This is a genomic window from Luedemannella helvata, assembly GCF_039528415.1.
GTDB classification, from domain to species: domain Bacteria; phylum Actinomycetota; class Actinomycetes; order Mycobacteriales; family Micromonosporaceae; genus Luedemannella; species Luedemannella helvata.
The window spans coordinates 173,450-194,013 of sequence record NZ_BAAALS010000001.1 but is presented as its reverse complement, the minus strand read 5'-3'; the positions used below and the strand labels follow the sequence as shown (position 1 = coordinate 194,013).

Below are 20,564 nucleotides of genomic sequence, written 5' to 3'. Positions count from 1 at the left end.
GCCCGGCGGCGTACGCTTGTTCGCGTTGCACCCCCTGTCCGAGCCGGCTGGGGGCTAGTTGGCGTGCCGGGCGGCACGCGTCGGCGTTTCAAGCGTGGGCGGGAGTCCTTGTGATGTTGGTCGGTCTGCTGGAGGCGGCGTTCGGCGATCCGGCGCTGGCGCGGCTGCGCGACTTCGCCCGGGGCATCTCCGAGCGCGGCGCGGCGATCGAGGCCGAGCAGCTCGACCTCACCGCGCCCGCCGGCTCGCGTCCGTTCGTCACGGCCGCCATCGCCGCGCAGGCCGGCGGCGGCCGGCCGGTGCTCGCCGTCACAGCCACCACCCGGGAGGCCGAGGACCTCGCGGCCGCGCTCGGCGACCTGGTCGACCCGGCCGAGGTGGCGGTCTTCCCGTCCTGGGAAACGCTGCCGCACGAGCGGCTGTCCCCGCGCTCCGACACGGTGGGGCGGCGCCTCGGCGTGCTGCGCCGCCTTGCCCACCCGGAGCCCGGCGACCCCGCGCGCGGGCCCGTCCGCGTCGTCGTCGCGCCCGTGCGCTCCGTGTTGCAGCCGCAGCTCAAAGGCCTGGGCGACCTGGCGCCGCTGGAGCTCGTGCCCGGCGCCACGGCCGACCTCGACGAGACCACCCGCCGGCTGGTCGACCTCGCGTACGCCCGTACCGACCTGGTCACCAAGCGCGGCGAGTTCGCGGTCCGCGGTGGCATCCTCGACGTGTTCCCACCGACCGAGGAGCACCCGCTGCGGGTGGAGTTCTGGGGCGACGACGTCGAGGAGATCCGCACGTTCGCGGTCGCCGACCAACGCACCATCGACAAGGTCGACCGGCTGTGGGCGCCGGCGTGCCGGGAGCTGCTGCTCACCCCGGCCGTACGCGAGCGCGCCCGGCGCCTGGCGGAGGACCACCCGGAGCTGTCGGAGATCCTCGACAAGCTCGCCGAGGGCATCCCGGTCGAGGGCATGGAGTCGCTCGCGCCCGCCCTGCTGGGCTCCGACTCGCTGGAACTGCTCGTGCACTGCATGCCGGCCGGCACGCACGTGCTGCTGTGCGACCCGGAGCGCATCCGCACCCGGGCGCACGACCTCGTGCGTACGAGTGAGGAGTTCCTCCAGGCGTCCTGGGCGGCGGCCGCCGTCGGCGGGACCGCCCCGATCGACACCGGGGCGGTGGCCTTCCGGAGCCTCGCCGACGTGCGCGCCGCCGCGGCGTCGCTGAACCAGCCGTGGTGGTCGGTGTCCCCGTTCGGTACCGCGGAGGCGGCCACACCGGTCAGGGACGACGAGCCCTGGCGCGAGGGCGAGGACGCCCCGATCGAGGTGCCCGCCGACGCGGGCGAGCTGCTCGCCCTGCGGGCGCAGCCCGTGCCGCTCTACCACGGCGAGACCGGCCGGGTCGTCGACGACGTGAAGCGCTGGACCGGCGACGGCTGGCGGGTCACGCTGGTCTTCGAGGGCCACGGCCCCGCCCAGCGGGCCGCCGAGGTGCTGCGCGACTCCGGCATCGGTGTGCGCCTCGCCGACACGCTCGACCAGCCGCCCGCCCCCGGCGAGGTGGTCGTCACGCGGGGCCGGCTCAACCACGGCTTCCTCGACGAGGCCTCCCGGCTGGCTGTCGTCACCGGGTCGGACATCTCCGGCGGGCGGGGCGCGTCCACCCGGGACATGCGCAAGATGCCGAGCCGCCGGCGCAACACGATCGACCCGCTGGAGCTGCGCGCCGGCGACTACGTGGTGCACGAGCAGCACGGCATCGGCCGGTACGTGGAGATGGTGCAGCGCACCGTCAACGGCGCCGACCGCGAATACCTTGTCATCGAGTACGCGTCGAGCAAGCGGGGCCAGCCCGGCGACCGGCTGTTCGTCCCGACCGACTCGCTCGACCAGCTCTCCCGCTACGTCGGCGGCGAGACACCCACCCTGCACAAGATGGGCGGCGCCGACTGGCAGAAGGCCAAGCAGCGCGCCCGCAAGGCCGTCCGCGAGATCGCCGCGCAGCTCATCCAGCTCTACGCCGCCCGGCAGGCGTCCAAGGGGCACGCGTTCGGGCCGGACACCCCGTGGCAGCGCGAACTGGAGGACGCGTTCCCGTACACGGAGACCCCCGACCAGCTGGCCGCGATCGAGGAGGTCAAGGCCGACATGGAGAAGTCGGTCCCGATGGACCGGCTCATCTGCGGCGACGTCGGCTACGGCAAGACCGAGATCGCGGTACGGGCGGCGTTCAAGGCCGTCCAGGACGGCAAGCAGGTCGCCGTGCTCGTACCGACGACGCTGCTGTCGCAGCAGCACTTCAACACGTTCTCCGAGCGGATGGGGCAGTTCCCGGTCGACATCCGGCAGCTGTCGCGGTTCGTGACCCCGAAGGAGGCCGAGGAGGCGCTGATCAAGGTCGGCGACGGTACGGCCGACATCGTCATCGGCACCCACCGGCTGCTCCAGCAGGCGACCAAGTTCAAACAGCTCGGGCTCGTCATCGTCGACGAGGAACAGCGCTTCGGCGTGGAGCACAAGGAGTTCCTCAAGCAGCTGCGCGCCCAGGTCGACGTGCTCACCATGTCGGCCACCCCGATCCCGCGCACGCTGGAGATGGCCATCACCGGCATCCGGGAGATGTCCACGATCGCGACCCCGCCGGAGGAGCGCCACCCCGTCCTGACCATGGTCGGCGCGCAGGACGACAAGCAGGTCGCCGCCGCCATCCACCGCGAACTGCTCCGCGACGGGCAGGTTTTCTACCTGCACAACCGGGTCGACTCGATCGAGAAGGCGGCGCGGCGCCTGCGCGAGCTGGTGCCCGAGGCGCGCGTCGCGGTCGCGCACGGCCAGATGGGCGAGGACGCGCTGGAGCGCGTCATGGTCGGCTTCTGGGAGAAGGAGTACGACGTCCTCGTCTGCACCACGATCGTCGAGTCCGGCATCGACATCCCGAACGCGAACACCCTCATCGTGGAGCGCGCGGACCTGCTCGGCCTCGCGCAGCTGCACCAGATCCGGGGCCGGGTCGGCCGGGGCCGCGAGCGCGCGTACGCGTACTTCCTGTACCCGCCGGACCGGCCGCTCACCGAGCACGCCCACGAGCGGCTCGCCACGATCGCCCAGCACACCGAGCTGGGCGCCGGCATGTACGTCGCCATGAAGGACCTGGAGATCCGGGGCGCGGGCAACCTGCTGGGCGGCGAGCAGTCCGGCCACATCGAGGGCGTCGGCTTCGACCTGTACGTCCGGATGGTCGGGGAGGCGGTGCAGCACTTCAAGGGCGAGGCCCCCGAGGAGGTCGCCGACGTCAAGATCGACCTGCCGGTCGACGCCCACCTGCCGCACGACTACATCGCGGTGGAGCGGCTGCGCCTGGAGATGTACCGCAAGCTCGCCGAGGCGCGCGACGCCGCCAAGCTGGAGGAGATCGTCGCCGAGATGCAGGACCGGTACGGCAGGCCGCCGGAGCCGGTCGCCAACCTGCTCGCGGTCGCCCGGCTGCGGCTGCTGGCCCGCCAGCACGGTCTCGCCGACGTGAGCGTGCAGGGCCGCCACGTGCGGTTCGGCCCCATGCCGCTGCCGGACTCCAAGCAGCTGCGGCTCAAGCGGTTCTATCCCGACGCGGTCTACAAGCAGGCCACCGAGCAGGTGTCCGTACCCCGGCCCAGCACCCGGCGGGTCGGCGGCGAGCCGATGCGCGACGTCGCGCTGCTCGACTGGTGCGCCGACCTCATCACGACCGTCCTGGACGGTGCCACGCCGCGCTAGGGCACCGTCTCGGACGAGGTGACCCGCAGCGACAGCGCCAGGGTGCCGGACGTGAGGGCGGCGGCCGCGAGCTGTCGGGCTGCCGCCACGTCATGCCGCCAGGGGCGGTCCGGCGGGTGCGGTGGCGGGTACGCGTTCGGTGGTACCCCAGGCTTTCTGGAGGGCGGCGGCGGCGAGCCAGCCGACGGCGAGCACCCCGGCGGCGGCCGGGGCGAGCACGTAGGTCGACGGCGGTAGCGCGATGAGTTCGCCCTGCGCCCAGCCTCCGGCGTAGACGGCGGTCGCCACGACGGCCGCGCCGACCAGCCCTTCCACCGCCCAGGGCAGGCCGGCCGCGCAGACCAGGTCGATGGCCACCGCGCCGGCGAGCAGCAGGAACGGCACGATCGAGCGGGTGAACCCGCTGCCGGCGAGCAGCACGAACATCACACAGCGGTAGGCCACGTACGCGCCCGCGATCGCGGTGGCCGCCCAGCGCACGCCCAGTTGCCGGCGGGCGATGACGAGCACGATCATGCCGGCCGTTGTCACCCAGGCGAGGTACACCCAGTCGGCGATCGGCAGGGCGAAGCTGCGGAAGCTGGACTCGTCGAGAGCCGCCACGCCGAGCTGGTTCGCGGCGAACGCGAGCAGGCTCGGCTCGGCGGTGGTGCGACCGTCCAGGTAGGCGCTCAGCGCGAGGGTGCCGTACTCCTGCTGCTGGTTGGGGAACAGCACGTTCTCCAGGAAGAACAGCCACAGCGTGCCGAGGACCAGGGTGCGCCGGCGCTGGCCGGTCGCGTGCCGGGTCCAGCCGACGATGGCGCCCGCGATGGCCAGCGCGGTGCCGAGGTAGAGCCCGGAGTGGCTGAAGCTCCACGACGTGATGTCCAGGCCGTTGACCCGGTGGTTGATCACGTCAATCGGGATGGAGACGAGGAAGACCGCGCTGCCGACCTGCATGAGGCGCAGCGCCAGCTTGTCCACCCCGAAGCCGGTGACCGTGTGGAAGACGACCAGCCCGATCATGACAACGTCGCCCACGACGTTGATCAGGTGCGGCGGGGCGAGGTCGTCGCGCAGCCACTTGAAGTGCCACGACACGTCCCAGGAGGAGCCCAGCGCCTTGAGCAGCAGGGCCACCAGCCACAGGCCGTAGAGCTGGCGTATGACCAGCGCCGTCTCGGACTCCGAGAGCCCGGCGCGCACGCGCGCGAGGAACGGCCGCGGGTCGGGCAGCGCGGTCCGCAGCCCGGTGCCGGGCGACCCGAACCAGTACTCGCTCATCCTTCAATCCCCGCTCGTCAGACGTCCGGTGGTCGCAACATGGTGGCGTGTGTTGGCCGTCGAGTCCAGCGGCCGATCGTCTTGTTTACCGGCGGGAGGGTGCCGGCCTCACCCCCGCGGCCGGGCTGACCGGGCCGGGATGAGAGAGTGACGTCCATGCAGCATGTGCGTCGCCTGGCCCCAATAGTCGGGGTAGTCCTGCTCGGTGGGGTGGTTCTCGCGGGTTGCCGCAGCCAGCCGGACGTGGCCGCCTACGTGGGCACGGACCGGATCACCGAGGCTCAGGTCGATGATCTCCTTGACCAGATCGCCGCCAAGCAGGCGCCGGCCACCCCCGCCGCGTCCCCCGGTGTCGAGGCGCCGCAGGCGCCGCGTGTCTCGCGGACCGAGGTCGTCACGACCCTCGTGCTGCAACGCGTGTGCGAGCAGCTCAAGGCCAAGGGCCTCACGCCGACCCCGATCACCCCGGCGCAGATCGAGCAGGCGGAGGGCGTGCCGGCCGACACCGCGTACGCCCAGGCCCGCGCCAGCGTCTGGAGCTGCGTGTTGGGCGCCCAGGGCGCGGAGGGGTTCAAGCCCACCGACGAGGAGCTGCTCGCGCTCTACAACAAGGCGGTCGCCGAGGGCGCCTTCGACCCCGCGCAGGCCCCGTTCGACGCGGTCAAGGGCGAACTGGCGAGCAACCAGCAGGTTCTCGCCGCGCTGGCCAAGAACCGGGTGCTCACCGAGGCCGCCGCTGCCGCCGACGTGACTGTCAACCCGCGCTACCGCCCGCTGGAATTCCCGGTATTCGGCCTGCAGAACGGCGCGACGCTGATCTCGGTGACGGTCGGCGAGGCCGCACTCAACGCGGTCACCCCCGCGCCGAGCGCCGCAGCCGCCACCCCCGACGGGGCCGAGGCCCCGCCGCAGTGATCCGGTGAACGCGCGGATCGTTCTGCTCGTCACCTCGCCGCGGGTGCCCGCCGGGCTGCTCACCGCGCCCGCGTGGGACCTGTTGCGGTCCGCGCCGGCCTTCGCCGCCGCGGACGATGATCAAAGCAATGCGGTACGCGCGCAGGGCGTCACGGTGACCGTGCTCGCCCCCGACGCGGCCGTCGACGCGCTGCTGGCCGCCGCCGCCGAGCACGGCGTCGCCGTGTGGCTGGCCGGCCCGGGCGGCGACGAGTCGCTCGGCCGCTCCCTGGGCCTGCGGCTCGCCCGCGAGCCGGGCCTGGCCGAGCTGGAGCTCATGTACGGCTCGTGGGATCCGCCCGGCGCGCGCCTGCTCGACGTCGTCGCGGTGATGGACCGGCTCGTGTCGCCGGGCGGCGACCCGTGGAAGCGCGAGCAGACCCACCGCACCCTCGCCAAGTACCTGCTCGAGGAGGCGTACGAGGCGTACGACTCGATCGTGGCCGACGACCTGGACGCGCTGCGCGAGGAGCTGGGCGACGTGCTGCTGCAGGTGGTGCTGCACGCGCGGATGGCGCAGGAGGCCGAGCACGCCTGGTCGATCGACGACCTGGCCGGCGACCTGGTGGCCAAGCTGATCCGGCGCAACCCGCACGTCTTCGCCGGACAGGCGGTGTCAACGGTCGACGAGATCACCGAGAACTGGGAACAGATCAAGCGCGCCGAGAAGGCCCGTGACTCGGCCATGGACGGCATCGTGCTGGGCCAGCCGGCCCTGGCCCTGGCCGCCAAGGCGCTGCAGCGGGCCGCCCGGGCGGGCCTGCCCGTGCCGCCCGCCGCCCCGGTCGCCGGCCCGCCCGCCGGCCCGGTCGCCGAGGACGAGCTGGCCGACCAGCTGTTCGCCCTTGTCGCGGCCGCGCACGCCGCCGGCCTGGACCCGGAGGGCGCGCTGCGGGAGCGGGTCCTGCGCTACATCGCCGATGCGCGGGCCGCCGAGTCGGCGTGAGACGCTGGGAGCGATGAACAGTCTCTCCCCGAGCGAGAAGCGCCAGCGCAATGATCACGGCCGGCGCGGTGACCCGCCCCCGGCCCCCGAACCTTTGCCGGCGCCCGTCCTCGACAGCCACACGCACCTCGATCTGGTGGGCGGCGATCCGGATCATTGGCTCGCCGAGGCGGCGGCCGTCAACGTCACCCGCGTCGTGCAGGTGGGCTGCGACGTGCCGAGTTCCCGGTACGGCGTCGACCTGGCCCACCGCAACCGCGCCGTGCTCGCCACGGTCGCGCTGCACCCGAACGAGGCGCCCCGGCTCGGCGACCGGCTCGACGAGGCGCTGCGCGAGATCGAGGCGATGGCCGCCGACCCGCGCGTGCGCGGGATCGGCGAGACCGGGCTGGACCACTTCCGCACCGGGGAGGATGGCCGCGAGGCGCAGGAGCGCAGCTTCCGCGCGCACATCGCCATCGCCAAGCGGTACAACAAGGTTCTGGTCATCCACGACCGTGACGCGCACGCGGACATCCTGCGGGTCGTCGACTCCGAGGGCGCGCCGGAGCACGTGGTCATGCACTGCTTCTCGGGCGACGCGTCCTTCGCGCTGGAGTGCGTGAAGCGCGGGTTCGCGCTGAGCTTCGCCGGCACGGTCACGTTCACCAGCGCGGCCGGCCTGCGCGAGGCCGCGCACGTCACCCCGCTGGACCAGGTCCTGGTGGAGACGGACTCGCCGTTCCTGACCCCGATGCCCTACCGGGGCCGCCCCAACAACTCCTACCTGGTGCCGCTCACGGTCCGGTCGCTGGCGACCGCGATGGGCGTCGACCTGACCGAGTTGTGCGATGCCATCTCCGCCAACGGGGAGCGTATCTTCGGCCCATGGTGAGGCCCCCCACCCCGCCCGGCCACTGGCTCCTGGGCAACCTCCCCGAGGTCCGCCGTGACATGCCCCAGGTGCTGCGCGACGTCACGGCCGTCCACGGTGGACTGACGAGGCTGCGCATGGGCCCGGCGTCGATGTACCTGCTGGCCGAGCCGGATTTGATCCACGAGGTGCTGGTGACCCGGGCGGCGGAGTTCCGCAAGTCCAGCCGCACCCGTCAGTCGATCGGCTGGCACCTCGGCGACGGGCTGGTGACGCTGGAGGGCGCCGCGCACCGCCGGCATCGCCGGGTCATGCAGCCGGCTCTGCACACGCAGCGCGTCGCCGCGCAGGCGGACACGATCGTGGCGTTGGCCCGCGAGCGGGTCGAGTCGTGGCCGGCCGGTTCCGAGCAGGATCTGCTGGCCGAGATGGCGGACCTGACGCTGCGCATCGTCTGCGCGGCGCTGTTCGACCTGCGCCCGGCGGAGGACGAGCGCCTCATCGCGGCCGTCCACGACTTCGCCGCGTCGCTCAACTGGGCCACGGGCCGCGCTTTCCCGCTGCCGCGGTGGTTGCCGTCCGCGGGCAACCGTCGGGCCCGCGCGATCATCAACACCTTGAACACCCAGGTGTACGCGCTCATCGCGCGCCGCCGCTCGGAGCCCGCGCGATCGGGCGCGGATCTGCTGTCGATGCTGCTGGCGGCCCGCGACGCGGACACGGGCGCGCCACTATCCGATGTGGAGATCCGCGACGAGCTGATGACGGTCTTCTTCGCGGGCCACGAGACGAGCGCGGCGGCCCTGACGTGGGCGTTGCACCTCCTGGACGCCCACCCGGACGTGATGAAGCAGTTGCGCGCCAACCTGGGTGACGGCACGCTGACGATGGCGGACCTGCCCCGTGTCCCCCTGCTGGGCCACGTGGTGAAGGAGGTGCTGCGGCTATATCCGCCCGCGTGGCTGTTCGACCGCAGCCCGCGCGCCGACCTTCGCCTGGGCGGCTACGATCTCCCGCGCGGCGCCACGCTGCTGGTCAGCCCGTGGGTGGTGCACCGCGACCCGCGCTGGTGGGACGCCCCCGACGAGTTCCGTCCGGCCCGCTTCGCCGACGAGCCCAGCCGGGGTCATTATTTCCCGTTCGGCGACGGCCCGCGCCTGTGCGTCGGCAACCGCTTCGCGGAGACGGAGATAGCCCTGGTCCTCGCCACGATCGTCCCCCGCGTGGACCTGCCCAGCCTCGACCCGTCGCCAACCTTGGTTCCACCGGCCGGCGAGGCAACGCTGCGCCCGAGGTCCCGCCTGCGGGTCCGTGTCACCCCCACGGGCCGCTGAGCCATTACGTCAAGTAGCGGCGTCTCCGACACTCTCCGTGAGTAACAGCGGCACCGCCGCCGCCGTAGGCATATCCCACCCCCCACGCTTTGCTCTGCTTACTCGGAGTAAGCACCCGCTCTCAGCTCTATAAATCTCGGTATGTAGCGGCACGATTACCTACTGATACATAACGGTGCGTTGCCGATGCGTATGAGTAAGCAGAGCAAAGGGAGAGTGAGGGCAGGATGCTTGAGGGGAGGTTTGTTACCGAGAGTGATCGAAGGGTGGGGCGGCGTCGGCGGGGGAATCCGGGCCGGCGATCGCGAACAGGGCCGGGTCGGCGCCAGCTCCTGGTTGTCGTCGACCGTCGCCCGTGACGCCCGGGCACCGCCACCGCGGGGATCGGCAGCCCGTACCGTGGGGTGGTGACCGCCCTGCTCGGCCCGGCGGAGATCCGGGCGCTCGCCAGCCGTCTAGGGGTGAGCCCCACGAAGACGCTGGGGCAGAACTTCGTCCATGATCCGAACACGGTGCGTCGCATCGTGCGTGCCGCCGAGGTCGGCCCCGACGATGTCGTCGTGGAGGTCGGGCCGGGGCTTGGCTCGCTCACCCTCGCGCTGCTGCCCGAGGTCGCCCACCTGCACGCCGTCGAGATCGACCCCGTGCTCGCGGCTCAACTACCGAAAACCATCGAGGAGTACGCGCCGGCGCGCGCGAGTGCGCTGAGCACCCACCATCGCGACGCGTTGCGGGTCACGGCGGCGGAGCTGGCCGACCCGGCGCCCACGGCGCTGGTGGCGAACCTGCCTTACAACGTGGCCGTCCCCGTGGTGCTGCACCTGCTCGCCGAGCTGCCGACGTTGCGGCACGGCCTCGTGATGGTGCAGCAGGAGGTCGCCGACCGGCTCACCGCCGGGCCCGGCAGCAAGGTGTACGGCATTCCCAGCGTGAAGCTGGCCTGGTACGCGGCCGCCCGGCACGCCGGCAAGGTGCCCGCGAGCGTGTTCTGGCCGGTACCCAACGTCGAGTCCGGCCTGGTCCGGTTCACGCGGCGCGAACCGCCGGCCGACATCGACCGCGACGCGGTGTTCGCCGTCGTGGACGCCGCGTTCGCGCAGCGACGCAAGATGCTGCGCTCCGCGCTGGCGTCGTGGGCCGGCGACGCGGCCACCGCGGCCGAGATCCTCACGGCGGCCGGCGTCGATCCCACGAGTCGGGGCGAGCAGCTCACGGTGGGTCAGTTCGCGGCCGTGGCTGCCGCCGGGGCGGACCGCCGGGCCGCCGGTATGGTGAAGTCATGACCGTGGCCGGGGAGATCAACTCGTGACCGAACCGCTCTGGGGTGAGGATGATCGGCCTCGCCTGGGGGCGTTCGGGCCGGTCAAGGTCCGGGTCCCCGCGAAGATCAACCTGCATCTCGGCGTGGGGCCCGTGCGTGCCGACGGCTACCACGAGTTGGCCACCGTCTATCACGCGATCTCCATCCATGACGAGCTGAGCGCGCGTGCCGCCGACAGTCTCGTGCTCACCATGGACGGCGAGGGTGCCGGCGAGCTGGCCCTCGACGACACCAACCTGGTGATCCGCGCCGCGAAGGCGCTCGCCGAGGCGACGGCCCGTCCGGCGCACGCCCGCCTGCACCTGCGCAAGCAGATCCCGCTCGCGGGCGGCCTGGCCGGCGGCTCCGCCGACGCGGCCGCCGCGCTCGTGGCCTGCGACGCGCTGTGGGGCACCGGCCTGGGCCGCGAGGAACTCGCGCACATCGCGGCGAGCCTGGGCTCGGACGTGCCGTTCCTCGTGCTCGGCGGCACCGCGCTGGGCAGCGGCCGGGGCGAGACCGTCACGCCGATCCTCGCCTCCGGACACCAGTGGCACTGGGTGGTCGCCGTCGCCGATGGCGGCCTGTCGACCCCGGCGGTCTACCAGCGCCTCGACGAGATGCGCGAGGCCGGGGAAGCGCCCGACCCCATCGGGGCGCCCGACGAGATTCTGGTGGCGTTGCGCCAGCGCGACCCAGCCGTACTCGCCAAAGCTCTGCAGAACGACATGGCGCCGGCCGCCCTGTCGCTGCGTCCCGCGCTGCGCGACGTCCTCGCGGCCGGGGACGCGGCGGGCGCCCTGGCGGGCCTCGTCTCCGGCTCCGGCCCCACCTGCGTGTTCCTGGCGCGCGACGCGTCCCACGCCGGCACGGTGGCCGCCGCGCTGAACGCCAGCGGCACCTGCCGCGACGCCCGGGTGGCCCACGGGCCCGTCGCCGGCGCCCGGCCGGTCTGAGGCGTCCGACCCATGGCCAACATCGTCAGCTTCGACCGCGTGTCCAAGGGGTACGCGGCCCTGCCGCTGCTCACGGACGTCTCCCTGGGACTCGATGAGGCCGACCGGATCGGCGTCGTGGGCCTCAACGGCGCCGGCAAGTCCACGCTCCTGCGCCTGCTCACCAAGGCGGAGGACCCGGACGAGGGTCGGGTCACCCACCGGCGCGACCTGCGGGTCGCGGCCCTGCCGCAGTCGCTGGACCTGGCGCCGACCGCGACCGTGCGCGACGTGGTGCTGGGTACCGCCTGGCTGCCGTCCGGGTTCGCCGCCGAGCACGAGTGGGCCGGCGACGCGGGCGTGCGTACGGTCCTGTCGGGGCTCGGCATGGCGCACATCGGCCTGGACGCGCCCGTGGGCCCGATGTCCGGCGGCGAGCGGCGCCGCATCGGGCTCGCCGCGCTGCTGGTGCGCGCGGGCGACCTGCTCGTGCTCGACGAGCCCACCAACCACCTCGACGTGGCCGGCATCGACTGGCTCGCCGACCACCTGCGCACCCGGCGCGGGGCCCTGATCGTGGTCACCCACGACCGGTGGTTCCTCGACGCGGTGTGCGAACGCATGTGGGAGGTCGCCGACGGTACGGTCCGCGCGTTCGAGGGCGGGTTCGCCGCCTGGACGCTGGCGCGCGCCGAACGGGTACGGCTGGAGGCGGCCGCCGAGGCGCGCCGGCAGAACCTGCTCCGCAAGGAGATCGCCTGGCTGCGCCGGGGCCCGCCGGCGCGCACCTCGAAGCCCCGCTTCCGCATCGAGGCCGCCAACGCGCTCATCGACGACGTACCGGAGCCGCGCGATGCCGTGTCGCTGCGGCGCCTCGCCACGGCCCGGCTGGGCCGCGACGTGTACGAGCTGCGCGACGTGTCCGTCTCGATCGGCTCGCGGGCCCTGCTCGACAAGGTCGACTGGATCGTGGGGCCGGGCGACCGGATCGGGCTGGTGGGCGCCAACGGCGCCGGCAAGTCCACGCTGCTGTCGCTGTTGGCGGGCACCCGCGAGCCCGACTCGGGCGAGGTGCGGCGCGGCTCCACGGTGCGGCCGGCGTTCCTGTCGCAGGAGTTGCGGGAACTGCCGGGGCACCTGCGCGTACTCCAGGCTGTTGAAGAGGTCGCGACGCGGGTCAGGCTGGGCGACAAGGAGCTGAGCCCGTCGCAGCTGGCCGAGGTGTTCGGCTTCACCGAGAAGCGGCTGTGGACGCCCGTGTCGGACCTGTCGGGCGGCGAGCGGCGGCGGCTGCAGATGCTGCGCCTGCTCGCGACCGAGCCGAACGTGCTGCTGCTCGACGAGCCGACCAACGACCTCGACACGGACACCCTGGCGTCGCTGGAGGACCTGCTCGACTCCTGGCCCGGCACGATGATCGTCGCCAGCCACGACCGGTACCTCGTCGAGCGCGTCTGCGACACCGTCTACGGCATGTTCGGCGACGGCCGCCTCGTGCACCTGCCGGGCGGCATCGACGAGTACCTGGCCCGCACGGGCGCCCCGGTGGTCGGGTCCCCGGCGCCCGCTCCGTCCCCGGCGTCCCCCGCGCCGTCCGGGTCGCTGTCCGCGGCCGACCTGCGGGCCGCGAAGAAGGAACTCGTACGCCTGGAGCGCGCCGTCGCCAAGCTCGAACAGCGCGAAACCCAGCTGCACGAGCAACTGGCCACGCACGCCACCGACTACGAGAAGGTGGCCGCGCTGGACGCGGAGCTGCGCGCCGTACGGCACGAGCGCGACGAGACCGAGGAGCGGTGGCTGACCCTCGCGGAGAGCGTCGAAGGGGCGTAGGCGAGAATCTTGCCTGACCCCGCCCGGACCTCTCACCCCGAAGGACGTTGTCATGCTGTCGCACCTGCCGACCAACCACCACCTGCGGCCGCTCTACCGCCTGCTCGCGCTCGCCAGCGGCGTGTACGTGCTCGTCTTCGGGATCATCGGCGTCGTGCAGACCTCCGGGGCGGAGACCTTCGACCGCTCCGGTGACGCGACGGCGCTGGGCCTGCCCACCAACCCCGCCTTCGCGTACGCGTCGGTCGCCGTGGGCGCCCTCATCGTGCTTTCCGCGCTGATCGGCCGCAACCTCGACTTCTACGTGTACTCCGTGGTCGGCCTGGTCTTCCAGATCGTCGGCATGCTCGCGCTCGCGTTCCTGGGTACGGACGTGAACTACTTCAACTTCTCCGTGGCGACCTGCGTGGTTTCGCTGGTGATCGGCCTGGCCCTGTTCACCGCCGGCCTCTACAGCCGCGTGGGTGCCCGCGCCGACGCCCACTAACTCCGGACGCCTGGGCATAAGCCGCAAAAAGGGCGTTTGGGGCGCCGGGCTGGTGGAAAAGTGGTGCCCATGTCGGTACTACATCTTCCGGTGAACCACCCGCTGCGGCCGCTGTACCGGGTGCTGGCGGGGCTGGCCGGCCTCTACGTGCTGATCTTCGGGATCGTCGGGTTCACGAAGACGTCCGGCATGGCGTTCTTCGCGCAGGACGACCTGCCTCACGCGATGGGGCTCAAGACCAACAGGGCCTTCGCGCTGCTGTCGATCATCGTGGGCGTGGTGATCGTGGTGGGCGCGCTCATCGGCCGCAACGTGGACCATCTGATCAACCTGGCGGGCGGCGTCGTGTTCCTGCTCGCCGGGATGATCATGTTGACGCTGCTGCGCACGAACGTGAACTTCCTCGGGTTCGACGTCTCCACGTGCATCGTGTCCTTCATCATCGGCGGCGTGATGGCCACCGCCGGCCTCTACGGCAAGGTCGGTACGCCGGAGCAGGCGGCCATGGAGGAGGGCTTCCGGCACGGAACGCCCGACCCCACGGACCACAAGTGGAAGTTCCACGGCCCGCCCAAGGATCCCGAACGCTCCACGAGCCGCTTCGCCTGACGCTGCCGGTTGTGGAGACTAGCGGGGGCGGACCGTGAGGAGGCTGGGCTTGGCCTCCAGGTGGGACAGGCCGTTCCAGGCGAGGTTCACCAGGTGCGCCGCGACCGTCTCCTTGCGCGGCTTGCGGACCTCCAGCCACCAGCGGCCGGTGAGCGCCACCATGCCGACGAGCGCCTGGGAGTACAGCTCGGCGAGCTTCGGGTCGTATCCGCGGGATTTGAACTCCGAGCCGAGGATGTGCTCGACCTGGTGGGCGACGTCGTTGAGGACGGAGACGAAGTTGCCCGACGACGAGCCGACCGGGGACTCCCGGACCAGGACGCGGAACCCGTTCGTCTCCTGCTCGATGTAGTCCAGCAGGGCGAGCGCGGCCTGCTCGAGGAGTTCGCGGGGGTGGCCGGCGGTGAGCGCGGCCGTGATGCGGTCCAGAAGGGCGCGGACCTCGCGGTCGACGACGACCGCGTAGAGGCCCTCCTTGCCGCCGAAGTGCTCGTAGACGACGGGCTTGGAGACCTTCGCCCGGGCGGCGACCTCCTCGACGGAGGTGGCGTCGAGGCCCTTCTCGGCGAAGAGCTGGCGGCCGATCGCGATCAGCTGTTCGCGGCGCTGGGCCGACGACATGCGGACCTTGCCGCTGGGTGGGGCCGGGCGGGCGGGGGCCGTGCCACGCGGCGGGACGGTGGTGCGTCCCGCCGCGCGCGTGCTTGCCGTGCCGGCGTCGGCTGCCGGCTCGCCCTGTCGCTCCGGCCGACTTACCGCGCGTTCACTGTCCGTCACGCGGCTATCCTGCCAGGAAGCGTGCCGTGGCTGCTCAGTCGCTAGGAGGACTTGCCGCCGAAGGTTGCCGAGCCGGGCTCGATGAGCTTGGCGGACAGCCGGTCGACCTTGGGCCAGCGGACGTTGGTCGCCCAGCCGAGCTTCTCGAAGATCCAGATAAGGCGGGCGTTCATGTCGATCTGACCGCGCAGCACGCCGTGGCGGGCGCAGGTCGGGTCGGCGTGGTGCAGGTTGTGCCAGGCCTCGCCGAAGGACAGGATCGCCAGCGGCCAGAAGTTGGTGGCCTTGTCGCGGCTGTCGAACGGCCGGTCGCCGTACACGTGACAGACCGAGTTGATCGACCATGTGACGTGGTGCAGCAGCGCGATACGCACCAGGCTGGCCCAGAAGAACGCGGACAGGGCGCCGGCCCAGGACCACGTCACGAGGCCGCCGATGACGGCGGGCAGCGCGACCGAGGCGATCACGATGGGCACGAACAGCTTGTCGACCATCCGGATGTCCTTGTCGGCCACGAGGTCGGGCGCGAACCGCGCCTGGTTCGACATCTCGCGGTGGAACAGCCAGCCGACGTGCGAGTAGAACAGGCCCTTGGTGAGCCCCCAGAACGATTCCCCGTAGCGCCACGGCGAGTGCGGGTCGCCCTCCATGTCGCTGAACTGGTGGTGGCGCCGGTGGTCCGCGACCCACTGGGTGGGCGCGCCCTCCAGCGCGACCGAGCCGGCGACCGCCATCGCGATCTTCAGTGGGCGGTTCGCCTTGTACGACCCGTGGGTGAGCAGACGGTGGAAGCCCGCGCCGATCCCGTGGCCGCCGATGAAATACATCACCGCGAACAGGACGACGTCGATCCAGTTCAATCCCCAGCCCCACATCACGGGCACGGCCGCGACCAGGGCGACGAACGGGATCAGGACGAAGGCCCACAGCGCGATCAGGATGCCCACGGGCTGCTTGCCCGTGGTCAGCGGCTTGGGAGTCGGACCGGCCGGCGCGTCCGGCGCGGGTGGGTCGATGACGGCGGCGGTCATGGCACCTCACTGGGAAACTAAGTTACTTACGCCTACGTCACCGTAACTTAGGCATGCCTCTTTTGACAGGGGGTGCCAGCTCAGAGGCGTGCAAGCGAATTCTCTTGACCCCCCGAAAGGGGTCACCTGGCCCAGCCGGCGAAGGCCGGTCGACTCTTCCGGAAGGGGTTGAGTAAGCCCTCATCCGGTGCCCCCACCGGGAAAGGGAGTAGGGCCGGCGGCGGGTAAGGCGTTAGGCTGGGGCCCACGATCGGCCGTGGTGTAATTGGCAACACGTCGCCCTTTGGAGGCGATTTTCTAGGTTCGAGTCCTAGCGGCCGAGCTTCTCCCCGATCTTTCCCGCTGGCTGTCCGGTCTCCGGCGGTCGGGTCGGTGCCCCCCGCCGGCGTGGTTAGCATGTGCCGAGGTGCGCCGGCAGGCGCTGGTCAGAGGGAGCGGGCGGCTGTGAACAGCACACGTACGGTGATCGTTCTTGCCGCGGGCGAGGGCAAGCGCATGAAGTCGTCGCTGCCCAAGGTGCTGCACCCGGTGCTCGGCCGTACCCTGCTGGGCCACGTGCTCGCCGCTGCCGAACCAGCCGGGGCGGGCACCACGGCCGTCGTCGTCGGGCACGGCGCCGACCAGGTGCGGGCCCACCTCGCCGAGGTCGCTCCGGACGCCACGACCGTGCTGCAAGCGCAGCAGCGCGGCACCGGGCACGCCGCGCGGGTCGCCATGGAGGCGACCGGCACCGCGACGGGCACCGTTCTCGTCATCAACGGCGACGTTCCGCTGCTGCGTGCCCGTACGCTCGTGAACCTGATCGAGACCCACGAGGCCGGCGGCGCGGCAGCCACGGTGCTGACCGCGGAGGTCGCGGACCCGACCGGGCTGGGCCGCATCGTGCGCGACGCCGCCGGCGGGGTCGAGGCGATCGTCGAGGAGCGCGACGCGACCGCGGCCCAGCGGGCGATCGTCGAGATCAACGCCGGGGTGTACGTGTTCGACGCGGCGCTGCTCGGGGTGGCCCTGACGAAGCTGAACACCCAGAACGCGCAGGGCGAGGAGTACCTGACGGACGTGATCCGCCTCCTCGTCGACGCCGGTCACCCGGTGGGCGCGCACCGCGCGGCCGACGCGACCGAGGCGCTGGGCGCCAACGACCGCGCCGAGCTGGCTACCCTGCGCGCGCTGCTGCGCGACCGGATCAACGGCGACCTCATGCGTTCCGGCGTGACCATGATCGACCCGACCACCACGTGGGTGGACGTGACCGTGAGCGTGGGCCGGGACGCGGTGATCGAGCCGAACACCCAGCTGCGCGGCGCCACGGTCGTCGGCGAGGGCGCGCTCGTCGGGCCGGACACGACGCTGCTCGACACGACCGTGGGCGACGGCGCGTCCGTCGTGCGGTCGCACGCGCTGGGCGCCGAGGTGGGGCCCGGCGCGTCCGTGGGGCCGTTCGCCTACCTGCGGCCGGGCACCCGGCTGGCCCGCAAGGCGAAGGTCGGCACGTTCGTCGAGACCAAGAACGCGTCGCTGGGCGAGGGCGCCAAGATCCCCCACCTGACGTACGCGGGTGACGCGACCGTCGGCGCCGGCGCGAACGTCGGCGCGGGCGTGATCTTCGCCAACTACGACGGGGTGCGCAAGCACCAGACGGTCATCGGGGAGAGCGCCTTCATCGGCTGCGACTCCACCCTGGTCGCCCCCGTCGAGGTGGGCGCCGGGGCGTACGTGGGCGCGGGCACCACGGTCGTGAAGCCCGTACCGCCGGGAGCGCTGGGCGTCGCGCGGACCCCGCAGCGCACCGTCGACGGCTGGGTGGAGCGCAAGCGACCGGGCACCCGCTCGGCCGCCGCGGCCGCTGCCGCCGCTGGTGAGAGTGTCGCGGGGCACGCCGGGGCGGGCGGCGAGCGGTCCCCGGAGGGTCCGGGAGATACTGCAACCGAGTAGATCCTTGGGGCGGCCCCGGCGGGGGTCACCACCACTGATGGGGGAGCGGGCAACCGGATGGGCAACATCGTCGCGGAGAACCGGAAGACCCTGATGCTCTTCTCCGGAAGGGCGTACCCCGAGCTTGCCGAGGAGATCGGCTCGGTGCTGGGTGTCGCGATCACGCCGGCGGCGGCGTACGAGTTCGCGTCGGGAGAGATCTTCGTCCGGTACAAGGACTCCGTACGCGGGTCGGACGCGTTCGTCATCCAGTCCATGGCCGCGCCGGTCAACACCTGGATTATGGAAACCCTGATCATGGTGGACGCGCTCAAGCGCGGCTCGGCGAAGCGCATCACCGTCGTCCTGCCGTTCTACCCGTACGCCCGGCAGGACAAGAAGCACCGCGGCCGGGAGCCCATCTCCGCGCGGCTGGTCGCGGACCTGCTCAAGACGGCCGGCGCGAACCGCATCCTCACGGTCGACCTGCACACCGCCCAGATCCAGGGCTTCTTCGACGGCCCGGTCGACCACCTGTTCGCGATGGACACGCTCGCGGAGTACATCGAGGGCAAGTACGCCGGACGCCAGATGACCGTCGTGGCCCCCGACTCCGGCCGGGTACGCGTCGCGGAGCGGTGGGCCGACCGCCTCGGCGGCACCCCGCTCGCCTTCATCCACAAGACCCGCGACCCGCTCAAGCCCAACCAGGTCGTCGCCAACCGAGTCGTCGGCGACGTCGAGGACCGGGTCTGCCTCATCGTCGACGACATGATCGACACGGGTGGCACCATCTGCAGCGCGGCCGAGGTCCTCATCGAGGCCGGCGCCGCCGACGTGATCGTCGCCTCCACCCACCCGGTCCTTTCCGACCCGGCCACCGAGCGCCTGTCCGCCAGCAAGATCAGTGAGCTGGTGGTGACGAACACGTTGCCCCTCACGGACGACAAGCGCCTCGACAAGATCACGGTACTGAGCATTGCGCCCCTGGTGGCCCGCGCCATCCGCGAGGTCTTCGACGACGGCTCGGTAACGACCCTCTTCGGCGGCCTGAGCTAGCCAGCACGCCCTCCCGCCCCGCACGCGCGGGCACGGGCGCGGGCGCGGGCTTTTCGGGCTTTTCGGGCTGGCACGCGCCAAAGTCATGCTTTTGGCGGGAGGGGTCCTCTCGGGCGTCGACCATAGTCACGCTTTTGGCGAGCGGTGGTCGGCGGCGCCTCGCCAAAGTCGTGTCTTTGGTCGGGTGGGCGGGGTCGGGGCTCGCCATAGTCGTGCTTTTGGCGAGCGGTGGGGGGCGGCGCCTCGCCAAAGTCGTGCTTTTGGCGAGCGGTGGGCGGCGGCGCCTCGCCATAGTCGCGACATTGGCGAGCGGTGGGCGGCGGCGCCTCGCCATAGTCGCGACTTTGGCGAGAGGGGGTGGGGCGGCGTCCCGCCAAGGCGTGACTTTGGCGGGAAGACCGCCCGCCCGCCTCCCGCCATAGGCGCGCGAGCGGCGCGTTCAGCGGTCGGCGGGCGGGCGACGTCGGCGTTATGGGCGGGTACGGCGGCGGGCGTGCAGGGCCTGGGTCACCTCGCGGATGATGCCGTCCAGGTCCGTCCGGAGGCGGGTCGAGGTGACGTGGAGCACGAGCCAGCCGGCGGCCTGGAGGCGGTTGAGCCGCTGGCGGTCGCGGTGGAGTTGCGCGGCGTCGCCGTGCCAGACGCCGTCGTACTCGATGGCGATGCGTGCCTCTTCGTAGGCGAGGTCGGTGCGGGCGACAAAGCCCGCCGAGTCGTGGATCTCGTGCTGGACCTGCGGTGCCGGCAGCCCGGCGAGGCGCAGCGCGACGCGCAGCCGGCTCTCCTGGGGGGACGCGGCCCGTCCGTCGGCCAGGGCGATGACCCGTCGGAAGCGGCGGATGCCGCGTACGCCGGCCCGATGATCCGCGTACCGGGTCAGGTCGGTGACGGTCACCTGCCTCGCGTGGAGCAGGCGGTCGACCAGCACGACGGCCTCCTCCAGCGTTAGCCATTGCGCCAGGTCCCAGCACGTCCGGAGGGCGGTGGTCACGGGTACGCCGCCGATGGTGCGTACCTCGTCGGGGCCGACGGTGCCGGTATGGGGGATCACGTCGGCTATTCGGGGGCGCGCCGGTCGTGGCGTGATGGTCTCCACGGGATCGTCCGGGCCGCAGAGGCCGGGTCCGAGGAGGGTGGCCGCGGAGCGGCCGGCGATGGCGCCACCCGTGGGCAGCAGGAACGTGGCGACCGCGCGGCAGCGCAGCTCGTGGTTGATGGGAGTGCGGGCGTCGGCGTAAATGCCGCGGATGACGCGACACCACGCGCGGCTGCGCAGCGTTGTTCGGGTGACGCGGCCGTCGGCGACGGCGGCGGCGCCGTGGATGACGTGAGCGGAGAGTGGCATGGGGCACATGGTTGGCAGCCGACCGGCCGTGGCGTGGCCCGCTATCAAGATCTGTGGATAACTGCGCGGAGTGGGGACGGCGTCAAGGGCGTTATCGGGATCCGGTAAGCTGACAGGGTTGCCACGGCGAGGGCGCCCATCGGTGGAGTAAAGCCGAGTTCGGGCACCGTGATCGACGCGGTGC

16 protein-coding genes and 1 tRNA gene are annotated in these 20,564 nt (G+C 72.1%); 13 read left to right on the top strand and 4 right to left on the bottom strand.

The window, feature by feature from the left end; all coding sequences use genetic code 11:
• Positions 1-113: 113 nt before the first annotated feature.
• On the top strand, positions 114-3,740 hold the full coding sequence (mfd, locus tag ABD191_RS00905) for a transcription-repair coupling factor (RefSeq protein ID WP_344076126.1): 3,627 nt from the start codon (positions 114-116) through the stop codon (positions 3,738-3,740).
• A 90-nt stretch (positions 3,741-3,830) separates the two neighbouring features.
• On the opposite strand, the gene ABD191_RS00900 is transcribed toward mfd, so the two are convergent.
• On the bottom strand, positions 3,831-5,006 hold the full coding sequence (locus ABD191_RS00900; RefSeq protein ID WP_344075635.1) for a hypothetical protein: 1,176 nt from the start codon (positions 5,004-5,006) through the stop codon (positions 3,831-3,833).
• A 156-nt stretch (positions 5,007-5,162) separates the two neighbouring features.
• Here ABD191_RS00900 and ABD191_RS00895 point away from each other — a divergent pair, with 156 nt between their 5' ends.
• From ABD191_RS00895 to ABD191_RS00855, 9 genes are all read left to right on the top strand, one after another.
• A complete protein-coding gene (locus ABD191_RS00895; protein ID WP_344075634.1) occupies positions 5,163-5,921 on the top strand; it encodes a hypothetical protein in 759 nt (252 codons plus the stop codon).
• 4 nt (positions 5,922-5,925) lie between these two features.
• Positions 5,926-6,906: a nucleoside triphosphate pyrophosphohydrolase gene (locus ABD191_RS00890; protein ID WP_344075632.1), complete on the top strand. Its 981-nt coding sequence runs from the start codon at positions 5,926-5,928 to the stop codon at positions 6,904-6,906.
• Between the two features lie 13 nt (positions 6,907-6,919).
• Positions 6,920-7,780 carry a TatD family hydrolase gene (locus ABD191_RS00885; protein WP_344075630.1) on the top strand — a complete coding sequence of 287 codons (861 nt, stop codon included), beginning with the start codon at positions 6,920-6,922 and terminating at the stop codon, positions 7,778-7,780.
• On the top strand, positions 7,774-9,093 hold the full coding sequence (locus ABD191_RS00880) for a cytochrome P450 (protein WP_344075628.1): 1,320 nt from the start codon (positions 7,774-7,776) through the stop codon (positions 9,091-9,093). The genes ABD191_RS00885 and ABD191_RS00880 overlap by 7 nt, the downstream gene beginning before the upstream one ends.
• 407 nt (positions 9,094-9,500) lie before the next feature.
• Positions 9,501-10,376 carry a 16S rRNA (adenine(1518)-N(6)/adenine(1519)-N(6))-dimethyltransferase RsmA gene (rsmA, locus tag ABD191_RS00875; protein ID WP_344075626.1) on the top strand — a complete coding sequence of 292 codons (876 nt, stop codon included), beginning with the start codon at positions 9,501-9,503 and terminating at the stop codon, positions 10,374-10,376.
• 22 nt (positions 10,377-10,398) lie between these two features.
• Positions 10,399-11,349, top strand: coding sequence for a 4-(cytidine 5'-diphospho)-2-C-methyl-D-erythritol kinase (locus ABD191_RS00870; RefSeq protein ID WP_344075624.1), 951 nt, complete (start codon positions 10,399-10,401; stop codon positions 11,347-11,349).
• 12 nt (positions 11,350-11,361) lie between these two features.
• Positions 11,362-13,158, top strand: coding sequence for an ABC-F family ATP-binding cassette domain-containing protein (locus ABD191_RS00865; RefSeq protein WP_344075623.1), 1,797 nt, complete (start codon positions 11,362-11,364; stop codon positions 13,156-13,158).
• A gap of 52 nt (positions 13,159-13,210) precedes the next feature.
• Entirely contained in the window at positions 13,211-13,645 is a 435-nt protein-coding gene (locus ABD191_RS00860; protein ID WP_344075621.1) for a DUF4383 domain-containing protein, read from the top strand.
• Between the two features lie 69 nt (positions 13,646-13,714).
• Positions 13,715-14,254 carry a DUF4383 domain-containing protein gene (locus ABD191_RS00855; protein ID WP_344075619.1) on the top strand — a complete coding sequence of 180 codons (540 nt, stop codon included), beginning with the start codon at positions 13,715-13,717 and terminating at the stop codon, positions 14,252-14,254.
• A gap of 18 nt (positions 14,255-14,272) precedes the next feature.
• Here ABD191_RS00855 and ABD191_RS00850 read toward each other — a convergent pair whose 3' ends face one another.
• Both ABD191_RS00850 and ABD191_RS00845 read right to left on the bottom strand, forming a co-directional pair.
• Complete coding sequence (locus ABD191_RS00850; protein WP_344076124.1) at positions 14,273-14,875, bottom strand: TetR family transcriptional regulator; 603 nt, start codon at positions 14,873-14,875, stop codon at positions 14,273-14,275.
• Positions 14,876-15,072: 197 nt separating this feature from the next.
• Positions 15,073-16,062 carry an acyl-CoA desaturase gene (locus tag ABD191_RS00845; protein ID WP_344075618.1) on the bottom strand — a complete coding sequence of 330 codons (990 nt, stop codon included), beginning with the start codon at positions 16,060-16,062 and terminating at the stop codon, positions 15,073-15,075.
• A 250-nt stretch (positions 16,063-16,312) separates the two neighbouring features.
• Between ABD191_RS00845 and ABD191_RS00840 the strand changes: the two genes are divergently transcribed.
• From ABD191_RS00840 to ABD191_RS00830, 3 genes are all read left to right on the top strand, one after another.
• A tRNA-Gln gene (locus ABD191_RS00840) sits at positions 16,313-16,384 on the top strand.
• A 74-nt stretch (positions 16,385-16,458) separates the two neighbouring features.
• The gene (gene glmU / locus ABD191_RS00835; protein ID WP_425560617.1) at positions 16,459-17,997 is read left to right on the top strand and encodes a bifunctional UDP-N-acetylglucosamine diphosphorylase/glucosamine-1-phosphate N-acetyltransferase GlmU; all 1,539 of its coding nucleotides are present in this window, start codon (positions 16,459-16,461) and stop codon (positions 17,995-17,997) included.
• Positions 17,998-18,054: 57 nt separating this feature from the next.
• Positions 18,055-19,035 (top strand): ribose-phosphate diphosphokinase, encoded by a 981-nt coding sequence (locus ABD191_RS00830; protein WP_344075614.1) that lies wholly within the window; start codon positions 18,055-18,057, stop codon positions 19,033-19,035.
• 469 nt (positions 19,036-19,504) lie between these two features.
• On the opposite strand, the gene ABD191_RS00825 is transcribed toward ABD191_RS00830, so the two are convergent.
• The gene (locus ABD191_RS00825) at positions 19,505-20,380 is read right to left on the bottom strand and encodes an endonuclease domain-containing protein (RefSeq protein ID WP_344075612.1); all 876 of its coding nucleotides are present in this window, start codon (positions 20,378-20,380) and stop codon (positions 19,505-19,507) included.
• Between the last annotated feature and the right edge of the window lie 184 nt (positions 20,381-20,564).